At 32.6% G+C, this 17,104-nt stretch carries 15 protein-coding genes; 13 read left to right on the top strand and 2 right to left on the bottom strand.

The genetic code is table 11. The annotated features are described in order from the left end of the window. Window positions 1–86: 86 nt before the first annotated feature. Window positions 87–2,393 (top strand): TonB-dependent receptor domain-containing protein, encoded by a 2,307-nt coding sequence (locus NNL09_RS14955; protein WP_231389075.1) that lies wholly within the window; start codon window positions 87–89, stop codon window positions 2,391–2,393. A 94-nt stretch (window positions 2,394–2,487) separates the two neighbouring features. Here the strand turns inward: NNL09_RS14955 and NNL09_RS14950 are convergent, their stop codons facing one another. Then, window positions 2,488–3,579 carry a CARDB domain-containing protein gene (locus NNL09_RS14950; protein ID WP_254514257.1) on the bottom strand — a complete coding sequence of 364 codons (1,092 nt, stop codon included), beginning with the start codon at window positions 3,577–3,579 and terminating at the stop codon, window positions 2,488–2,490. A 22-nt stretch (window positions 3,580–3,601) separates the two neighbouring features. Next, a complete protein-coding gene (locus NNL09_RS14945; RefSeq protein WP_254514256.1) occupies window positions 3,602–3,952 on the bottom strand; it encodes a hypothetical protein in 351 nt (116 codons plus the stop codon). A 418-nt stretch (window positions 3,953–4,370) separates the two neighbouring features. Here NNL09_RS14945 and NNL09_RS14940 point away from each other — a divergent pair, with 418 nt between their 5' ends. From NNL09_RS14940 to scpA, 12 genes are all read left to right on the top strand, one after another. Next, entirely contained in the window at window positions 4,371–5,486 is a 1,116-nt protein-coding gene (locus NNL09_RS14940; protein WP_025666315.1) for a PQQ-dependent sugar dehydrogenase, read from the top strand. 19 nt (window positions 5,487–5,505) lie between these two features. Continuing rightward, on the top strand, window positions 5,506–5,970 hold the full coding sequence (locus NNL09_RS14935; RefSeq protein ID WP_025666314.1) for a cytochrome c: 465 nt from the start codon (window positions 5,506–5,508) through the stop codon (window positions 5,968–5,970). A 106-nt stretch (window positions 5,971–6,076) separates the two neighbouring features. Beyond that, window positions 6,077–6,826, top strand: coding sequence for a hypothetical protein (locus NNL09_RS14930; protein ID WP_196909701.1), 750 nt, complete (start codon window positions 6,077–6,079; stop codon window positions 6,824–6,826). A 52-nt stretch (window positions 6,827–6,878) separates the two neighbouring features. Further along, entirely contained in the window at window positions 6,879–8,150 is a 1,272-nt protein-coding gene (locus NNL09_RS14925) for an MFS transporter (protein ID WP_035096368.1), read from the top strand. 13 nt (window positions 8,151–8,163) lie between these two features. Then, window positions 8,164–9,729, top strand: coding sequence for a glycoside hydrolase family 3 protein (locus NNL09_RS14920; RefSeq protein WP_196909700.1), 1,566 nt, complete (start codon window positions 8,164–8,166; stop codon window positions 9,727–9,729). Between the two features lie 6 nt (window positions 9,730–9,735). Then, window positions 9,736–10,821 carry an anhydro-N-acetylmuramic acid kinase gene (locus NNL09_RS14915; protein ID WP_196909699.1) on the top strand — a complete coding sequence of 362 codons (1,086 nt, stop codon included), beginning with the start codon at window positions 9,736–9,738 and terminating at the stop codon, window positions 10,819–10,821. A gap of 118 nt (window positions 10,822–10,939) precedes the next feature. Beyond that, on the top strand, window positions 10,940–11,548 hold the full coding sequence (gene udk / locus NNL09_RS14910) for a uridine kinase (RefSeq protein WP_025666309.1): 609 nt from the start codon (window positions 10,940–10,942) through the stop codon (window positions 11,546–11,548). A gap of 83 nt (window positions 11,549–11,631) precedes the next feature. Next, window positions 11,632–11,946 (top strand): septum formation initiator family protein, encoded by a 315-nt coding sequence (locus tag NNL09_RS14905; protein ID WP_051473670.1) that lies wholly within the window; start codon window positions 11,632–11,634, stop codon window positions 11,944–11,946. Next, a complete protein-coding gene (locus tag NNL09_RS14900) occupies window positions 11,939–13,306 on the top strand; it encodes a methylmalonyl-CoA mutase subunit beta (protein ID WP_196909698.1) in 1,368 nt (455 codons plus the stop codon). The genes NNL09_RS14905 and NNL09_RS14900 overlap by 8 nt, the downstream gene beginning before the upstream one ends. 65 nt (window positions 13,307–13,371) lie before the next feature. After that, window positions 13,372–14,010, top strand: coding sequence for a hypothetical protein (locus NNL09_RS14895; protein WP_025666307.1), 639 nt, complete (start codon window positions 13,372–13,374; stop codon window positions 14,008–14,010). Between the two features lie 213 nt (window positions 14,011–14,223). After that, a complete protein-coding gene (locus tag NNL09_RS14890) occupies window positions 14,224–14,850 on the top strand; it encodes a hypothetical protein (protein ID WP_196909697.1) in 627 nt (208 codons plus the stop codon). Window positions 14,851–14,971: 121 nt separating this feature from the next. After that, window positions 14,972–17,104, top strand: coding sequence for a methylmalonyl-CoA mutase (scpA, locus tag NNL09_RS14885; RefSeq protein ID WP_196909696.1), 2,133 nt, complete (start codon window positions 14,972–14,974; stop codon window positions 17,102–17,104).

The following is a 17,104-nucleotide window of genomic DNA, read 5'->3' as shown; positions in this document are numbered from 1 at the left end:
GTTAAAATATACTAATATTCATTAACACAATCGTGTTTTTTAAAACCAATTGCCTCTAGTTTCCGATATTTGGAAAAAAACAAATCTTGAAAAGAATATTTTTATTTTTAGTACTCGCTTGTCATTTTTCTGTATACTCACAATTTGACATTAAAGGAATTGTCATAAATAATTCGAATAAACTTCCGATAGCCAATGTAAGCGTTCTTGATATAGGCAGCAACATTAAAGTTTTTACCGATGCTGATGGTAAGTTCTCTATAAAATCTTTAGAAAAAATAGCCATTTCTAAAGATGGTTATACAGAAGTTACTATAGACATTAACAAACATAATCGTACTAAGGACGGATACATTGTAATAGCGTTAACTCCTATTACAAATTTGGTAGAGGTGGTGATAGAAGATTATTCTCATCCACAAAAACATAGGTATGCAACAGAAGCTATCTCTTCTATCACCACTAGTGATATTAATCGTGGAAACCCAATAGAACTACATCCTATTCTTAATAGAGTTGCTGGTGTTTTTATGCAAAATGGTACTTTAAACACCAATAGAATTACAATTAGAGGAATCGGAGCCAGAAACTTATTTGGTACAGCTAATATAAGAGCCTATTTTGGAGATATTCCATTAACCGATGGAAATGGAGAATCTTCTATAGAGGATTTAGAACTTGGTACTTTATCTAGCATAGAAATACATAAAGGCCCTTCTTCAAGCAGTTATGGTGTAGGATTAGGAGGAACTATCTTATTTCAACCTCAATTTGCAAATACAAATACTTCTGAGAGTGAATTCACTACATCATTCGGGAGTTATGGATTAAGAAGAATTTTGGCAAAAGCTGCTATATCCAAAGAAAAATCTAATATTGCAGTACTCTATAGTAATAATCATACCGACGGCTATCGTGATAACAATGAATACGATCGAAATACAATAACACTGGCATCTGGTTTTGATATTGGAAAGAAAAACAATTTTTCGGTAATAGGTAGTTATGTTAATCTTAATGCGGGTATCCCCAGCTCATTAGATCAGGAAAATTTTGAAAACAATCCTAGACAAGCTGCATTTACCTGGGGACGTGCGCAGGGCAATGAAGATGTAGATTATGGAATATTAGGAGTAACGTGGAAACATAATTACAATCCAAAAATATCACATAACACCAGTATTTTTAGTTCTTTTAGAAATAATGACGAATCTAGACCTTTTAATATATTGAAAGAAAATGCTACCAGTTTTGGTTTGAGAAATCGAGTTTTAGGTACTCACTTAATTGCTAATCAAGAATTAAACTGGACCTTGGGAGGAGAATTATTCCTGGATTATTATACTGGTAAGACCTTTGAAAATTTATACCAGGATTTTCCTTCTGGCACAGGTAGTGTGCAAGGTAATCAACTTTCTGATCTCGATGAAAAACGATACTATTACAACATTTTTGCCGAAGCAAATTATAAGATTAGTAAGAAGTTTAAAGTAAACTTAGGTGTAAATCTCAATCAGACTTTTTTTGATATCGATGATCAATTCTTATCTGATGGAGAAGATAGCTCTGGTAAATTTGATTATGATCCCATACTCTCCCCCAAAATAGGAATAAACTATACTCTAAACCCTCTATTTACCTTTTATGGAAACATTGCTCATGGTTTCTCTACTCCTACTACTTCAGAAACGCTATTACCCGACGGCCTTTTTAATCCCAATATAAAACCTGAAATAGGGTGGAATTATGAAATCGGTACTCGATATAGTTTATTACATGATAAACTCTATGGTTCTGTATCACTATATCAGTTTAGAGTTAAAGATCTCTTGGTTTCAAGAAGAACCATCGACGATAACTTCTTTGCTATTAATGCTGGAAAAACTACACATAATGGCGCCGAATTAGAATTGAATTTCGATATTATAAAAGTAAACTCCGGAGTATTAAAATTCTTTTTCAATGCATCAATATATGATCATAAATTTGATGATTTTACAGATTTAGATAATGATTTTTCGAATAACGATCTTACTGGTGTTCCTTCTGAAGTTACCAATTCTGGGATCGAATTTATAGCTCAAAAAGGGTTTTATGGTAACCTAAACTTTCAGACTGTGGGTAAAATACCGGCAAATGATGCGAATACAACATTTAGCAAAAACTATGAATTGCTACATGGCAAAGTAGGTTTTAAAAATAACATTGGATCTCATTTCGGGTATGACTTATTTTTTGGCGCAAATAATATTTTAGATACTAAGTATGCATCTCAATTACAAATCAATGCTCGAGGATTTGGAGGCAATGCACCAAGGTATTTCTATCCTGGTTTGCCATTTAATGTATATGGAGGGATTAACATAAGCTATAGTTTAGTATCATCTCGTTAAATAAATGAGATGGTTATATAATTAATTAAAAAGCTACGCCTTTATATTAAAGCGTAGCTTTCTGTTTATTATTCAATTAAAATAAAAAGGTTGTTTATCTTTTAATCATATTTATTTTTTTTCCTTTATGATCATCCAAAATATAATTACCTCTTTTTAAAGATGCTACATTCACTTCATATTTTCCTGATTGAGTAAAAGTTTTGTTTAATACTATAGAACCTGTAGCTACGCTATATATCGTTATTTCTGTATGATCTGTTACAACTATATTCAAAACATCTTTTACAGGAACAGGATATACTACAGTTGTCGCCTTTTTTTCAAAACCTTTGATTCTTTCTGTAGACAACTCCATATCTTTAACTGTTATATTATTATCTTCATCAGATTCAGAAATTATGTCTTCAGGATCTACTACAACAATAACATGGTAATTTAATAACTCTCTAAGGGTTTCTTCCAAAGATGGCCCATCGGGTCCATCTGGAGCTTGCCCCACCCAACGATTAGAAAAATTAACTTCGAAAGCATCTCCATTATCTAACACAGGTACATTAGTATTTAAATAGATTAACCGATCATCTCTATCCAAGTTAGTGTCTTTAGAAAGATAACAACTAACCATAGTCGGTTTTTCAGTAGTATTTCTCCCTTGGTTTTTAACTTTAAAATGTACATCATATAATACTCCTTTTGCATGTGGAGCATAATAATCAATACGTGCTAAAGCTTCCACATCTGTACTAACTAAATCGCAAGCACTTCCGATTTTTATTCTTTTGAAATCCACATTATTGTACTCATTAGATTCTTTTTCCATAAAATTACTATCCGTTTCAAATACAAGATAACGTTCTCCTATTACCCCTCCATCAACTTCATTATCATTAGGAATTGTTAGTATTGCTTCGTCTATAATACGTTCTCCGATACGAACGGATCGAGAATCGAAATCTAATATTTTTATAGATTCATTTGTGATTTTAGGCACTTTAGATAGATAAATCGTAAGTTTTGTAGGAGGAGATACTGCTTTTCCTTGATTTTTTGTAGCCCATCCAACTTTTAGTTGATTACCTTCTGTGGCAAATAATGGTAAATCTGTAGATTCTACTATCAAATCAGATTTCAGATTAGCTACTACCTTTACAACTTCTGCCTTTACATTATCTGTTTCATTCACCTCTTCAATTTCATTATCTGCATCAACATGAAAAAAAAACAGTATGATTTCCTAAATTGGTATCAGAAGGAATTCGTACCCAGGTATAATTTATTTTTCCTTCTATCCCTTCTGTTAATTCGGGTACCAAAGAGCTTCCTAAAAATATATCATCTTTGGTAAATTGCTTATCCTTAGAAAGAAAGAATTTAATCTTATTTTCTGGTACTGCTACATTATTCCTGCTTTTTACAGACCATTTTACTAGTGTGTATTCTCCAGGTTTAATGATAGGGTCTACATTAGAGGTCGAAATGGTAACATCGACCTGCTGAGCGAAAAAAAAAGTTGTAGAAAAAAGAAATCCTACGACTAAAGCAAATTGTTTTTTCATGATTTTGGTGATTTTTTTAGTGTAAAATAAATTGGTTATTGTCTTCTCGACATAGCAAATAACCTCACTTTAAACTCCAAAATCATTACTAGAACATTAATTAAATTTTATATAAACAATCAAAATCTAACGCCCAGCAAAACACACAAAACACTACTTATCAAATACTTACAAAATCAAGAGTATAATTCATAAAAAATCACCTAATATATTTTGTTGATTTATTTATATAACAATCATCAAAACATCATTTTATAATAAAGTAATGTTTTAAAAAATAACAGATATACCATTATAGAGCTTAAATCTTTTGATTTGTCATTTTTTTAACAAAACTTAGACAGTTACCATTCTATTTTCGCAATTAATTTTGTTTATATTCATTCTTTCTTACTTTTTAAAAGTAATCTCTATGCTTATGAAAAATTTTATTTTCCTTTTGATTTTTCCTTTTATCGCAATTTTGTCCTGCGCTCAAGAAAAGAAAAATGATATTACTCTAGAAAATGATCCTAAAAACTACACAACAAAAATTGTTGTTCCTGATTTACAAATCCCTTGGGGGATGGCCTGGTTACCTGATGGTAGTATGCTTATTACGGAAAAAAGTGGAGAATTAATCCATTTTAAGAATGGTAAGAAGATCTCTATTGGCAATGTACCAGAAGTATATAACCGCAACCAAGGTGGATTGTTGGATATAGAGCTACATCCTAAATATAAAGAAAACGGATGGTTATACATTACTTATTCTTCTAAAGAAGGTACAGAAAGAGGTGGTAATACGGCTTTGATTAGAGCCAAACTAAATAACAATCAACTAACCAATATAGAAAAACTATATAAAGGAACGCCCAATACTACAAAAGGACACCATTTTGGATCGCGAATAGAATTTGACAATGAAGGATACCTTTACTTTTCTATTGGAGATCGTGGCAATAGAGATGTAAATCCTCAGGATATTACTCGGGACGGAGGAAAAATATACCGCCTTAATGATGATGGCTCTATTCCTAAAGACAATCCATTTATTACCAAAAATGGAGCAAAAAAAGCTGTCTTTTCTTATGGTCATCGCAATCCGCAAGGAATGGCAATACATCCTAATGGTACAATCTGGGTTCATGAGCACGGCCCTAGAGGTGGTGATGAAATTAATCCAATCATTAAAGGCGCAAACTACGGATGGCCAGTAATTACTTACGGTATTAATTATAGCGGTACATCTATTACAGATATTACTAAAAAAGAAGGAATGGAACAACCTTTATACTATTGGGTGCCTTCTATCGCTCCTAGCGGAATGGATTTTATTACAAGTGATATCTATCCCCAATGGAAAAACAACCTATTAGTAGGTTCTCTAGTATTTCAATATCTTGAGTTAATAGAATTAACCAATGATAAGGTTACAGGGCGAAAAAAATTACTGGATGGTATAGGACGTGTGCGTAATGTAAGGCAAGGACCTGATGGTTTTATCTATGTAGCTGTAGAAAATAAAGGTATTGTAAAAATAATCCCTAATTAAAGTAAAAACATGTAAACGCATGAAAAAATATTTAAAACGTTTCTTCATTATAGAAATCACCATATTAATCCTAAGCATTTCACTTGTTGCGCAACAAGAAAAATCAGACACCGAATATGTTCTCTATACGGTATCAAAAACTCAGGATGCAAAATTATTAGAAAGTATAGCTCGTGGAAACGAGATTTATACTGATTTTTGTATGCAATGTCATCTTCCAGACGGAAAAGGATCTCCTAATGTATTTCCGCCTTTGGCAGGATCAGATTGGTTGACTAATAAACGACAAGAGAGTATCTATTCTATCAAATATGGATTAAGAGGTCCTATCAAAGTTAATGGAAAGACTTATAATAGTGCAATGACCTCATTGGGTCTTGAAGACGAAGAAATTGCTGATGTAATGAATTACATTATGAATAGTTGGGGAAACACCCAGAAAAAAATGGTGACCGTAGAAGAAGTTGCTGGGGTTAAAAAATAATATTCCTTAAAAGTTTATTCTAACAATGAAGAATTCATTTAATATGATATAACAATCACGTTGTGTATCACGTTAATAAAAATAACTAACTAACCAAACATGACATATGAAATTCTTGACATTTATTTCTGTATTTCTAATCATGTATCATGGTAGTTCTCAAAAAAAAAGAGACGCTAATCCCAATACCTATAGGTTCAGTTATAAATCAGAACTATATAAAGGCACCAGGTATGAGATAACTACAAAATTAAGAGCCTTAAAGAATAATTCATGGTTTATAAATATCCCCGAAGAAAAACAAGTAGAACTTACAAGTTTGTTCAAAAAAGTAAAAAATCAACCCATACCTAGATTATATAGAAAGGATGCAATTGTATTTCTTGATGCATTGTATGCTTATGAAGAATTCTTAACTATATATGATAATGCACTCTATGAGGTGATCCAACACCTGAAACATGATATGCGTCGTCTTGATTTTAAATTTGAAAGGCAATTTACACAAGCCAAAATACAACTAAATCGTACACAGAAAGAAGCAAAAAATAATATAGAACGAATAGATCTCTTAAAGAAAGATGTTCGTGATAGTCAAATAAAACTAGTAAGCCATAGGTGGATGAAGAAAAAAATGGAAAAGTATATCGGTATGGATGCCGTTAAAAAACCAGATGGATTGATCAAAGAGTTTAAAAAGGCCGAAGCTATGAATGTTTTTACGATGATTGAAGAAAATAAGATTGAAAAAATCAATTCGTATCTTGTGGATCAAATCATTGATTTTTTTTATAAAAAATCACTACCAGAGATAAATCTGGATGCCCTAAAGTTAGATTATATCGATAAAATATAAACTGGGTATTACTAATAATTTATAAGTATCTTACTTTCCTTAATAACAATTCATGATAGAATCTAACAAAGACAAAAATGCCTGGGCCTGGGTGCCTTCACTATATTTTACAGAAGGATTACCATATGTGATTATCATCACGTTTTCTGTAATCATGTATAAGAAACTAGGAATTAGCAATGCCGATATTGGCTTGTATACCAGTTGGCTTTACCTCCCTTGGGTTATAAAACCGCTATGGAGTCCATTTGTAGACATTAAAAGTACTAAACGCAATTGGTTTTTAGGTATGCAACTCCTTATTGCCATAGCATTTTTGGGAGTAGGTTTAACGATTCCTACCAATAACTTCTTTATCCTTAGTCTTTCTTGTTTCTGGATCGCTGCATTTGCATCAGCCACAAACGATATTGCATCTGATGGTTTTTACCTTATTAGCCTTTCACAAAAAAAACAATCTTTTTTTTTAGGAGTACGTAGTACATTTTATCGTTTGGCTATGGTAACCGGTCAAGGGTTAATTGTAGTACTTGCTGGTTTTTTAGAAGAGCATTATGGTAATAATCAAAAAGCATGGTCCTATACCATGATTATCACTGCTATTTTCATGATCATATTAACAGTAATTAATCTTTTTGCAACTCCAAAAGTAGAAAATGAAACTGGAGCTTCTAAAGAAAAACCAATACGTTTCTTTGATGTTTTTAAAACCTTCTTTCAAAAAAAACAAATTGGTATTGTTCTTGCCTTTATCCTTCTTTACAGATTAGGAGAATCCCAATTGGTAAAAATGGCTTCTCCCTTTTTATTAGATCAGAATGATGCTGGTGGATTAGCACTATCTACTACCGAGGTAGGTACTATTTATGGTACGTTCGGAATCATCGCCTTAACTATAGGAGGAATTTTGGGAGGCATTGCTATTTCTGTATATGGATTAAAAAAATGGATGCTTCCTATGATTTTGGCTTTAAACCTACCCAATATACTGTATGTTCTATTAGCTTTCTGGCAACCATCTTCTGTGGTATATGCTACATTGGTTGTTATTATAGAGCAATTCGGATACGGATTTGGGTTTGCTGCTTATCTCATGTTTTTGATTTATGTAGCAGAAGGTGTTTCTAAAACTTCTCATTATGCAATCGCAACAGGATTTATGGCACTGGGTATGATGCTACCCGGTATGATTAGTGGTTTCATCCAAGAGATTCTTGGATATACCGGATTCTTTATTTGGGTTGCCATTGCTGCAATTCCTGGTATTATCCTTACTCGATACATTCAATATCCTGCTACCTACGGAAAGAAAGACAAAAATTAAATTAATACGAATAATGAATCTATCCAACCTTTCTAAAACCGAAAAAATTGGTCAGTTTTTCTTTCCTGCTGCATTTATTAACGATACAGATCAGGAAATAAAAGAAGTTGAAAAATTAATACTAGATTACAAAGTAGGAGGACTTACCTTTTTTCATAGTAGAGCTAGTGCTGCTACTAATTTTGAAGGTAAGAAAAAAGTTATTCGAAATGAAAATAGTGCTAAGCGACTTGCAGAACTTATAACACATTATCAAAACATCGCTCCTACTCCACTACTCATTAGTATTGATGCAGAATGGGGTTTGGCTATGCGAGTCGAGAATACTCCTCAATATCCTTATGCTATAACATTAGGAGCGATCCCCGAGGATCAGTCAAATTTGATTACTGAAGTAGGGAAATACATAGGAAATGATCTTAAAAGTATAGGAATTCATCTTAATTTAGCTCCAGTGGCCGATATTAATGTCAATCCCAATAACCCTGTAATTGGTTATCGCTCTTTTGGTGAAAACAAAGAACAGGTTACTCTTAAATCTTTGGCATTATACAAAGGGCTTAAAGCTTCAGGAGTACTAGGTTGTTTTAAGCATTTCCCAGGACATGGAGATACCGCTGTAGATTCGCATCTTGGACTTCCGGTAATCTCCAAATCTCGACAAGAATTATTTGATGAAGAACTGTATCCATTTATAAAAGCAATAGCATCGGGAATTGATAGTATTTTGATCGGGCATCTGGCCGTACCTTCTTTAACGAACGGAAAAGATATATCAGCTACTTTGTCAAAAGATATTATTAAAGGAATATTAAGAAATGAATTAGGTTTTGAAGGTGCTGTTATTTCTGACGCCCTTAATATGCATAGTGTTTCTAAGTTATATCCCGAAAAAGGAATGTTAGAGTGGAAAGCATTTGATGCTGGTAATGATATTCTATGTTTTGCAGAACATGTAGCAGAAGGTATTCGTACCATAGAAAAAAATGCAACTGACCAGCAAATTGAAGAAAGTTTTACAAGAGTTCAAAAACTGAAAAAAGATACATTTAAAAAAAATATCTCGAATCCTACTTTTGATTCTAAAAAAGCTATTTCTTTAAATAATAGCATCGCCAAAGCATCCCTTACCCATTATAAATTGGATAAAGAAAGTTTTGAAAAATTTAATATCCAAGATTTTGAAGCTGTAGTAATAGGAAATAGCGAAGACTGTACTTTTTTTGAAGAAATTAGTAGGTCAAAACAGTTTACCAAAATGAGATATACTCTGCCTTTCTCTACTACCATTTCTAGCAATAACATTCTTATAGCATTATTTCCTCCTTCAATAAAACCCATGCATGAGTTTGGTATAGATCCAAAAACGCAGCAAACTATAGAAAAACTAAGTAAGACAAAAAATGTAACTTTATATTTGTTTGGTAACCCATATGTTTTGAGAGTATTACCAACTAAGGATATAAGTAACATAATACTTATATATCAAGATTTTAAAACTTTTCAAGAAATTGCAGCCAAGCACTTTCTTGGGCAACATAAAGCCATTGGTCTATCGCCTGTACAACTTTCAATATAAAAAGGTATGAATTCGATTAAAAATGAATACACCGTGATCGGTTTAATGTCTGGAACCTCTCTAGATGGATTGGATATTGCCTGTTGTACATTTAAAAAGAAAAATGATACCTGGAAATTCTCTATTACGAATACTGATAGCATTGATTATGATATTACGTTTAAAGAACAATTAAAAAATACAGTACATCTCGAACCTACAGCTTTATTGGCTTTTCATAACGAATATGGAAGTTGGTTAGGCAATCAGGTTAAAAAATTTATAACTAAAAATAATATTTATATAGATTTTGTTGCCAGTCATGGTCACACTGTTTTTCATCAACCCGAGATTGGGTTGACATATCAAATAGGATCTGGACAACATCTGGCCAATGCATGTGGGCAAAAAGTAATCTGTGATTTTAGAACCAACGATGTTGCTTTGGGTGGCCAAGGAGCTCCTCTGGTTCCTATAGGCGATCAATTGTTATTTGGTCAATATGATTTTTGTCTTAATCTTGGTGGGATTAGTAATATCTCTTTTAATAATGATAAAAAAAGAATTGCTTATGATATTTCGCCTGCCAATATGTTACTTAATTTTATCTGTTCGACTATAGATAAAGTATATGATAAAGGTGGAGAAATCGCAAAAACGGGTATTTTAAATCCAACTTTACTAGATACTTTAAATAATCTGTCGTATTACACGCTTCCGTTTCCAAAATCTTTGGGATACGAATGGTTTACCGAAGAAATGATTCCTATTATAGTTCATAATCAGGATTCTGCAGAAAATCTTTTACATACAGCGGTTCATCATATTACAACTCAAATAGCAGATGCAATTAAAAAAACTAAGCATAAAAACAGTACTATACTGGTAACCGGTGGTGGTGCGAAAAATGATTTTCTTATCGAACTATTGCAACAAAAATTAGATGGCTTTGCGACTGTAGTAATTCCTTCAGAAGAGATTATTGATTTTAAAGAAGCATTGATCTTTGCATTTATGGGCGTACTTAGAGAGCGAAATGAAGTAAATTGCCTTCAATCTGTTACGGGAGCAAGGAAAAATTCTTCTGCAGGAGTTTCTTACCATCCGTGGTAAAAATCTATTGTATATTACTATGATCTAATAAAAGGTATATTATAACTTTTACGACTATAGAAGTTTTGATATACGATTACTCAAAAACAATCTTTAAATTTGTCAAAAAAAATCAGAAATGCTAATTATCGGTATCGCCGGAGGAACAGGGTGTGGTAAAACTACTGTTGTGAATCAAATTGTAAATGAATTACCAGAGAATGAAGTATGTGTCATATCACAAGACTCATATTATAAAGATACAAGTCATCTCACTTACGAAGAACGAGTTAAAATAAATTTTGATCATCCACAATCTATAGATTTTGAGTTATTAGGTCAACATTTGGCTGCACTTAGAAAAGGAGAAACAATAGCGCAACCCGTATACTCTTTTGTAGAGCATAATCGTACGAGTGAAACTGTTAGTACGGCACCAAGTAAAGTAATCATCGTTGAAGGAATTTTGATACTTACTAACCCAAAAATACGGGAGATGTTTGATATCAAAATATATGTACAAACCGATAGTGATGAACGCTTAATACGAAGATTAAAAAGAGATATTGCAGAACGCGGACGTGACATGGATGAAGTTTTGGATCGATACCAAAACACTTTAAAACCTATGCATCAACAATTCATTGATCCAACCAAAGAATTTGCCGATCTTATTATACCCAACAACAACTATAATAATGTAGCTATTGATATTGTACGTACCATTATCAAAGAACGCTTGAATTAACTTTTGTACCTTTACAACAAATATTATTCTCAATTAGATTGAAGCTAAAACAATATTTTCAAAAACTAAAAAATAAACCGGCGTTGATCCCGATATTTGCCATATTTTTAAATAAATATGTACTCATTATTCTGTTATTTATAGTTTGGATGCTGTTTTTTGATACTAATTCCTGGTTGATTCACAGAGAGTTAGATGAAGAGATCCAGGAGCTTGAAGATAATAAAGAATACTATATGAAGGAGATTGTAAAAGATCAGAAAGATATTAAGGTATTAAAAGACAGTAGCGAGCTTGAAAAATTCGCGAGAGAAGAATATTTCATGAAGCGAGATAATGAAGAAATATACATTATCGAGTATGAAGATAGTGTGCCAAAAAACAAAAAAGATGACTAAATCCCTATTCGATAGTTTTGAAACAGTTTCTGCAAAACAATGGAAACAAAAAATTCAATTTGATCTCAAAGGTGCAGATTATAATGAAGCATTGATTTATAAATCTTTAGAAGGTATTGACATAAAGCCTTTTTACAATCAGGAAGATACTATAGAAAACAGTTCTATATCGCATCCTTCTACTTGGAAGAATTGTGTGAAAATAGTAGTCAATTCAGCAATTATTGGTAATCAAAAAGCACTTGAGGCTATTAAAAAAGGTGCCGAAAGTATTCATTTTGTAATCTCAGAAGAAGATATTGATCCAAAAAGCCTTTTAGAACATATTACTGCTACTACTTCTGTTTTTATAGAAACTAAATTTCTTTCTCCTTCTTATATTCAGCAACTAAATCATATTGCTAAAGAAGTTAGTCTAAACATCTATATTTTAACCGATATTATTAATAACCTGGCGAGTACCGGAAACTGGTATAAAACGCTACAAGAAGATCATATAGCATTAGAACAAATCATTAAAAATGATCATCTTAAAAATAATATTAGTATCGATATAGGATTATATCAAAATGCTGGCGCTACAATGGTACAACAATTAGCGTATGGGTTAGCTCATGCTAATGAATATTTAAATCATTTTGAAAATGCATCAAGTACATGTTTAGAAAAAGCGCCTGTAGTTTTTAAAGTTGCAGTAGGTGGTAATTACTTTTTTGAAATTGCTAAACTAAGAGCACTTAGATTATTATGGAGCACGTTGGCACCAACATATAACGCTACAACAGAGTGTCATATTTTGGCATATCCATCATACAGAAACAAGACCATCCTGGATTATAACGTAAACATGCTACGTACTACTACAGAATGTATGAGTGCAGTATTAGGCGGTGCTGATACCATTCAAAATTTACCATATGATGATATTTATCATCTTGAAAATGATTTTGGAACAAGAATTTCTTTAAATCAACTTTTGGTGCTAAAAAACGAAAGCTACTTTGATTTGGTTACTAACCCTGCTTCGGGATCTTATTACATTGAGAGTTTAACACAACAAATAGCAGATAAGGCATTATCACTATTTAAAAATATAGAAGAAAACGGCGGTTTCTTGAAGCAATTAAAATCTGGAATTATTCAGAAAAAAATAAAAGAAAGTGCCGAAAAAGAGCAAGAGCTATTCGATAATCAAAAAATTATACTAACCGGAACCAATAAATATCAAAACCCCGAAGAACATATTCCTGAATTTCAGAAATCAGTATTTCCAGAAAAAAGAGTTCGAAAAACACTTTTACCTCCAATAATAACAAAAAGATTGTCTCTAGAAATAGAAAGAAAAACCATAAAGACATAGTATAAGTCGTTAGTTTTTCGTACTTTACAAGTAAGAAACACTCATTATAACTAAATATTAATCTCATGCCCCTAAAGATTAAATATATGGTTGTATTATTTTTTTTAGTTCTATTTATATGTACTACAGGTAATACTCAAACCACTGAACAAAATTTTGACTGCCTCAATATTGACAATCAAGGACTACTAAAACAATCTTTTGATTCTTTCGAAAAAGATTTATTTCATTATTATAAATTTAACAACGACACTGTAAGAACGTATCAAACGTTTCTTAATGAAGTATATAATCTATCTATAAACCTAAGAGAACTTCCTTCTAAGAACTCTATACAATTAGCTCGTGTATATAAGAAAAAAGCTACCGATAGAAACTCTCTTTGGGTCTTACTAAGTCAATATGATGAAGAAATGGTTGCCTCAAAAAATACTTCTACCCCGAAGACAAGTCAAGAAGAAGAAGTTTTGACATTTAATTATCGTGGTGGGTTTATTCAATGCTTAAAAAACAATAGTAATAGTGAAGGGTTTAAGGATATTGTAACTACTTTAGAGCTTGATGGTAATATAAGCCCTTCTCTAATAGCACAAAGATTACACGATTTACCAAAGGAAGAATTTAACACCCGCGAAGTAAAAAGTTTCATCGCTTTTGATATCTATTATTCTATTTTATTGGTCATAGAGAAAGCATTTGGGTAATTACCTAAAAGGAAATATAATACCTCTACATATAAGTATTTTAAAGTCCTATACTCTATTTACAGCATCATTGATTTCATAAAAAACAATGACAATAATTTCGGATTTAAGAAAAAAACACAATAAAACGTTAATATTTGCCAACTTATTGTTAACTTCCCGACTGAATTATAAAATTTTAGTCTATACATTAACATTACTAAATCTAAATCAATGCCCCTTAAGATTAGATCTAGAATTATAGTCATAACTTTATTGGTATGCATAAAGGTGACTTATTCTCAGTCTGGTTATGACTGCCTTAGTGTAGATGAAACCGGTATTATAAAAAAAGCATACGACTCTTTTGAGAATGACTTATTTACACATTATAAATTTGGTACAGACTCTATAAAAACTTACAGAACTTTCTTAGCCGAGGTTGCTAGTTTATCTCTTGACTTAAGAAAACTTCCCTCTGATAACTCTATTAAGCTCGCTCGAGAATTCAAAAAAATTGCCAATAATAAAAACTCTCTTTGGATCAGATTAAGCGAATACGAAAATCAAGAAGCTATAAAAAAATCTACACCTACCACAACTAAAAAAAACGGAGAAGAAATCTTAATTTTCAATTATAGAGGCGGGTTTATTCAATGTCTTAAAAACACAAGTGATAGTGATGACTTTAAAGATATTGTCTCTACTCTCGAGGAGGATGGTAATGTAAGCACATCATTAATCTCGCAAAGAATCTATTATATTCCTGATAAAGAGTTTTGTGCAATAGAAATAAAAAACTTTATAGCCTTTGATGTATACTACTCTATCTTAATGGTTATCGAAAAGGCGTTTAAGTAATTTTTACACTATTCTCAAAAAACTTAAACTTGAAACCGTTTTTTTTTAATAAAAATCGTTTTTAAAACCTTAATTTTATAGCCTTGTTAATTTATCATTTATAAAAATGAGGCTTTGAGTAATGAATAGAAAAGACGTACACCATATCCAATTACCAAAAGAAGCTATTCCTAATAGACAGCAGCAAATTTCTACATTTACTACTTCAGAGGGAGTTGATATAAAATCTTTTTACGAAAAAGAAGACATTAAAGATCTAGATCATCTTGATTTTTCTGCCGGAATTCCTCCCTATTTACGGGGCCCATACTCAACAATGTATGTTCGTAGACCTTGGACAATACGGCAATATGCTGGGTTCTCTACAGCAGAAGAAAGTAATGCTTTTTATCGCAGAAACCTTGCTGCAGGACAAAAAGGACTATCTGTAGCTTTTGATCTGGCTACACATCGTGGATATGACAGTGATCATGAACGTGTTTTTGGTGATGTAGGTATGGCAGGAGTAGCGATCGACACAGTAGAAGACATGAAAGTTCTATTTGATCAGATTCCACTCGATAAAATGTCTGTTTCTATGACTATGAATGGAGCTGTTTTGCCTATTATGGCATTTTATATTGTAGCTGCAGAAGAACAAGGTGTAGATAAAAATTTACTCTCCGGAACCATCCAAAATGATATCTTAAAAGAGTTCATGGTACGTAATACTTATGTATACCCTCCTACTCCATCTATGCGAATTATTGGTGATATTTTTAAATATTGTTCTAAGAATATGCCAAAATTTAATCCTATAAGTATCTCTGGATACCACATGCAGGAAGCAGGCGCTACCTGTGATATCGAATTAGCTTACACATTAGCCGATGGATTGGAGTATATTAGAAAGGGAATCGAAGCTGGTATGGATGTCGATTCATTTGCACCGCGTCTTTCTTTCTTTTGGGCAATTGGCATGAATCATTTTATGGAAATTGCTAAAATGCGTGCTGCGCGTATGCTATGGGCCAAATTGATCAAGCAGTTTAATCCAAAAAACCCAAAATCTTTAATGCTCCGTACCCATTGTCAAACCAGTGGATGGAGTCTTACCGCACAAGATCCATTTAATAATGTCGCTCGTACATGCATAGAAGCAAGTGCTGCTGCTTTTGGTGGAACACAAAGTTTACATACCAATGCGCTCGATGAAGCCATTGCATTACCAACAGATTTTTCTGCAAGAATTGCCAGAAATACACAAATATATCTACAAGAAGAAACTCAAATTACCCGAACGGTTGATCCATGGGCAGGAAGTTATTATGTAGAATCTCTAACTAATGATATTGCTGAAAAAGCTTGGAAACTTATTGAAGAAGTAGAAGAACTAGGAGGAATGACCAAGGCTATTGAAGCAGGAATTCCAAAAATGAGAATAGAAGAAGCTGCCGCACGTAAACAAGCCAGAATCGATAGCGAACAAGATGTAATCATAGGAGTTAATAAGTTTAAATTAGAAGAAGAAGAGGCTATTAGTACTTTAAAAGTAGATAATCAAGCGGTACGAGCCCAGCAAATAGAAGGGCTTAACAAAGTAAAAGCTTCGAGAGACGAGCAGGCTGTACAAGATGCGTTGAAAAATTTAACTGTAGCAGCGACTAATGAACATCAAAATTTGTTAGCTTTAGCCGTAGAAGCAGCAAGACTGAGAGCTACTTTAGGAGAGATCAGTGATGCCTTAGAAAAAGAATTCGGGAGATATAAAGCAGAAATCAAATCATTTACAGGAGTGTATGCAAAAGAAATAAAAGATGATGCTTCTTTTAATAAAGCGAGAGAATTAGCAAATCAATATGCCAAATTAGAAGGAAGAAGACCAAGGATTATGATTGCCAAAATGGGACAAGATGGGCATGATCGTGGTGCAAAAGTGGTTGCAACCAGTTATGCAGATGTAGGTTTTGATGTAGATATTGGTCCGCTATTTCAAACCCCGGTTGAAGCCGCAAAACAAGCTGTAGAAAATGATGTACATATTGTAGGAGTATCTTCACTTGCAGGAGGACACAAAACTCTGGTTCCTCAAATCGTAGAAGAGCTTAAAAAATATGGAAGAGAAGATATAATGGTTATTGTTGGCGGTGTAATTCCACCAGATGATTATGATGTTCTCTTTGAAGCTGGAGCAGTTGCCATCTTTGGACCCGGAACAAAAATAAGTGATGCAGCAATTACCATCCTAGAGATTTTAATTTCTGTATTTAAGTAG

The sequence above is a fragment of the Aquimarina sp. EL_43 genome (genome assembly GCF_943422735.1).
Taxonomy (GTDB): domain Bacteria; phylum Bacteroidota; class Bacteroidia; order Flavobacteriales; family Flavobacteriaceae; genus Aquimarina; species Aquimarina megaterium.
Note: the sequence above shows the minus strand (reverse complement) of the source record. Positions and strands in the feature narration are given on the sequence as shown.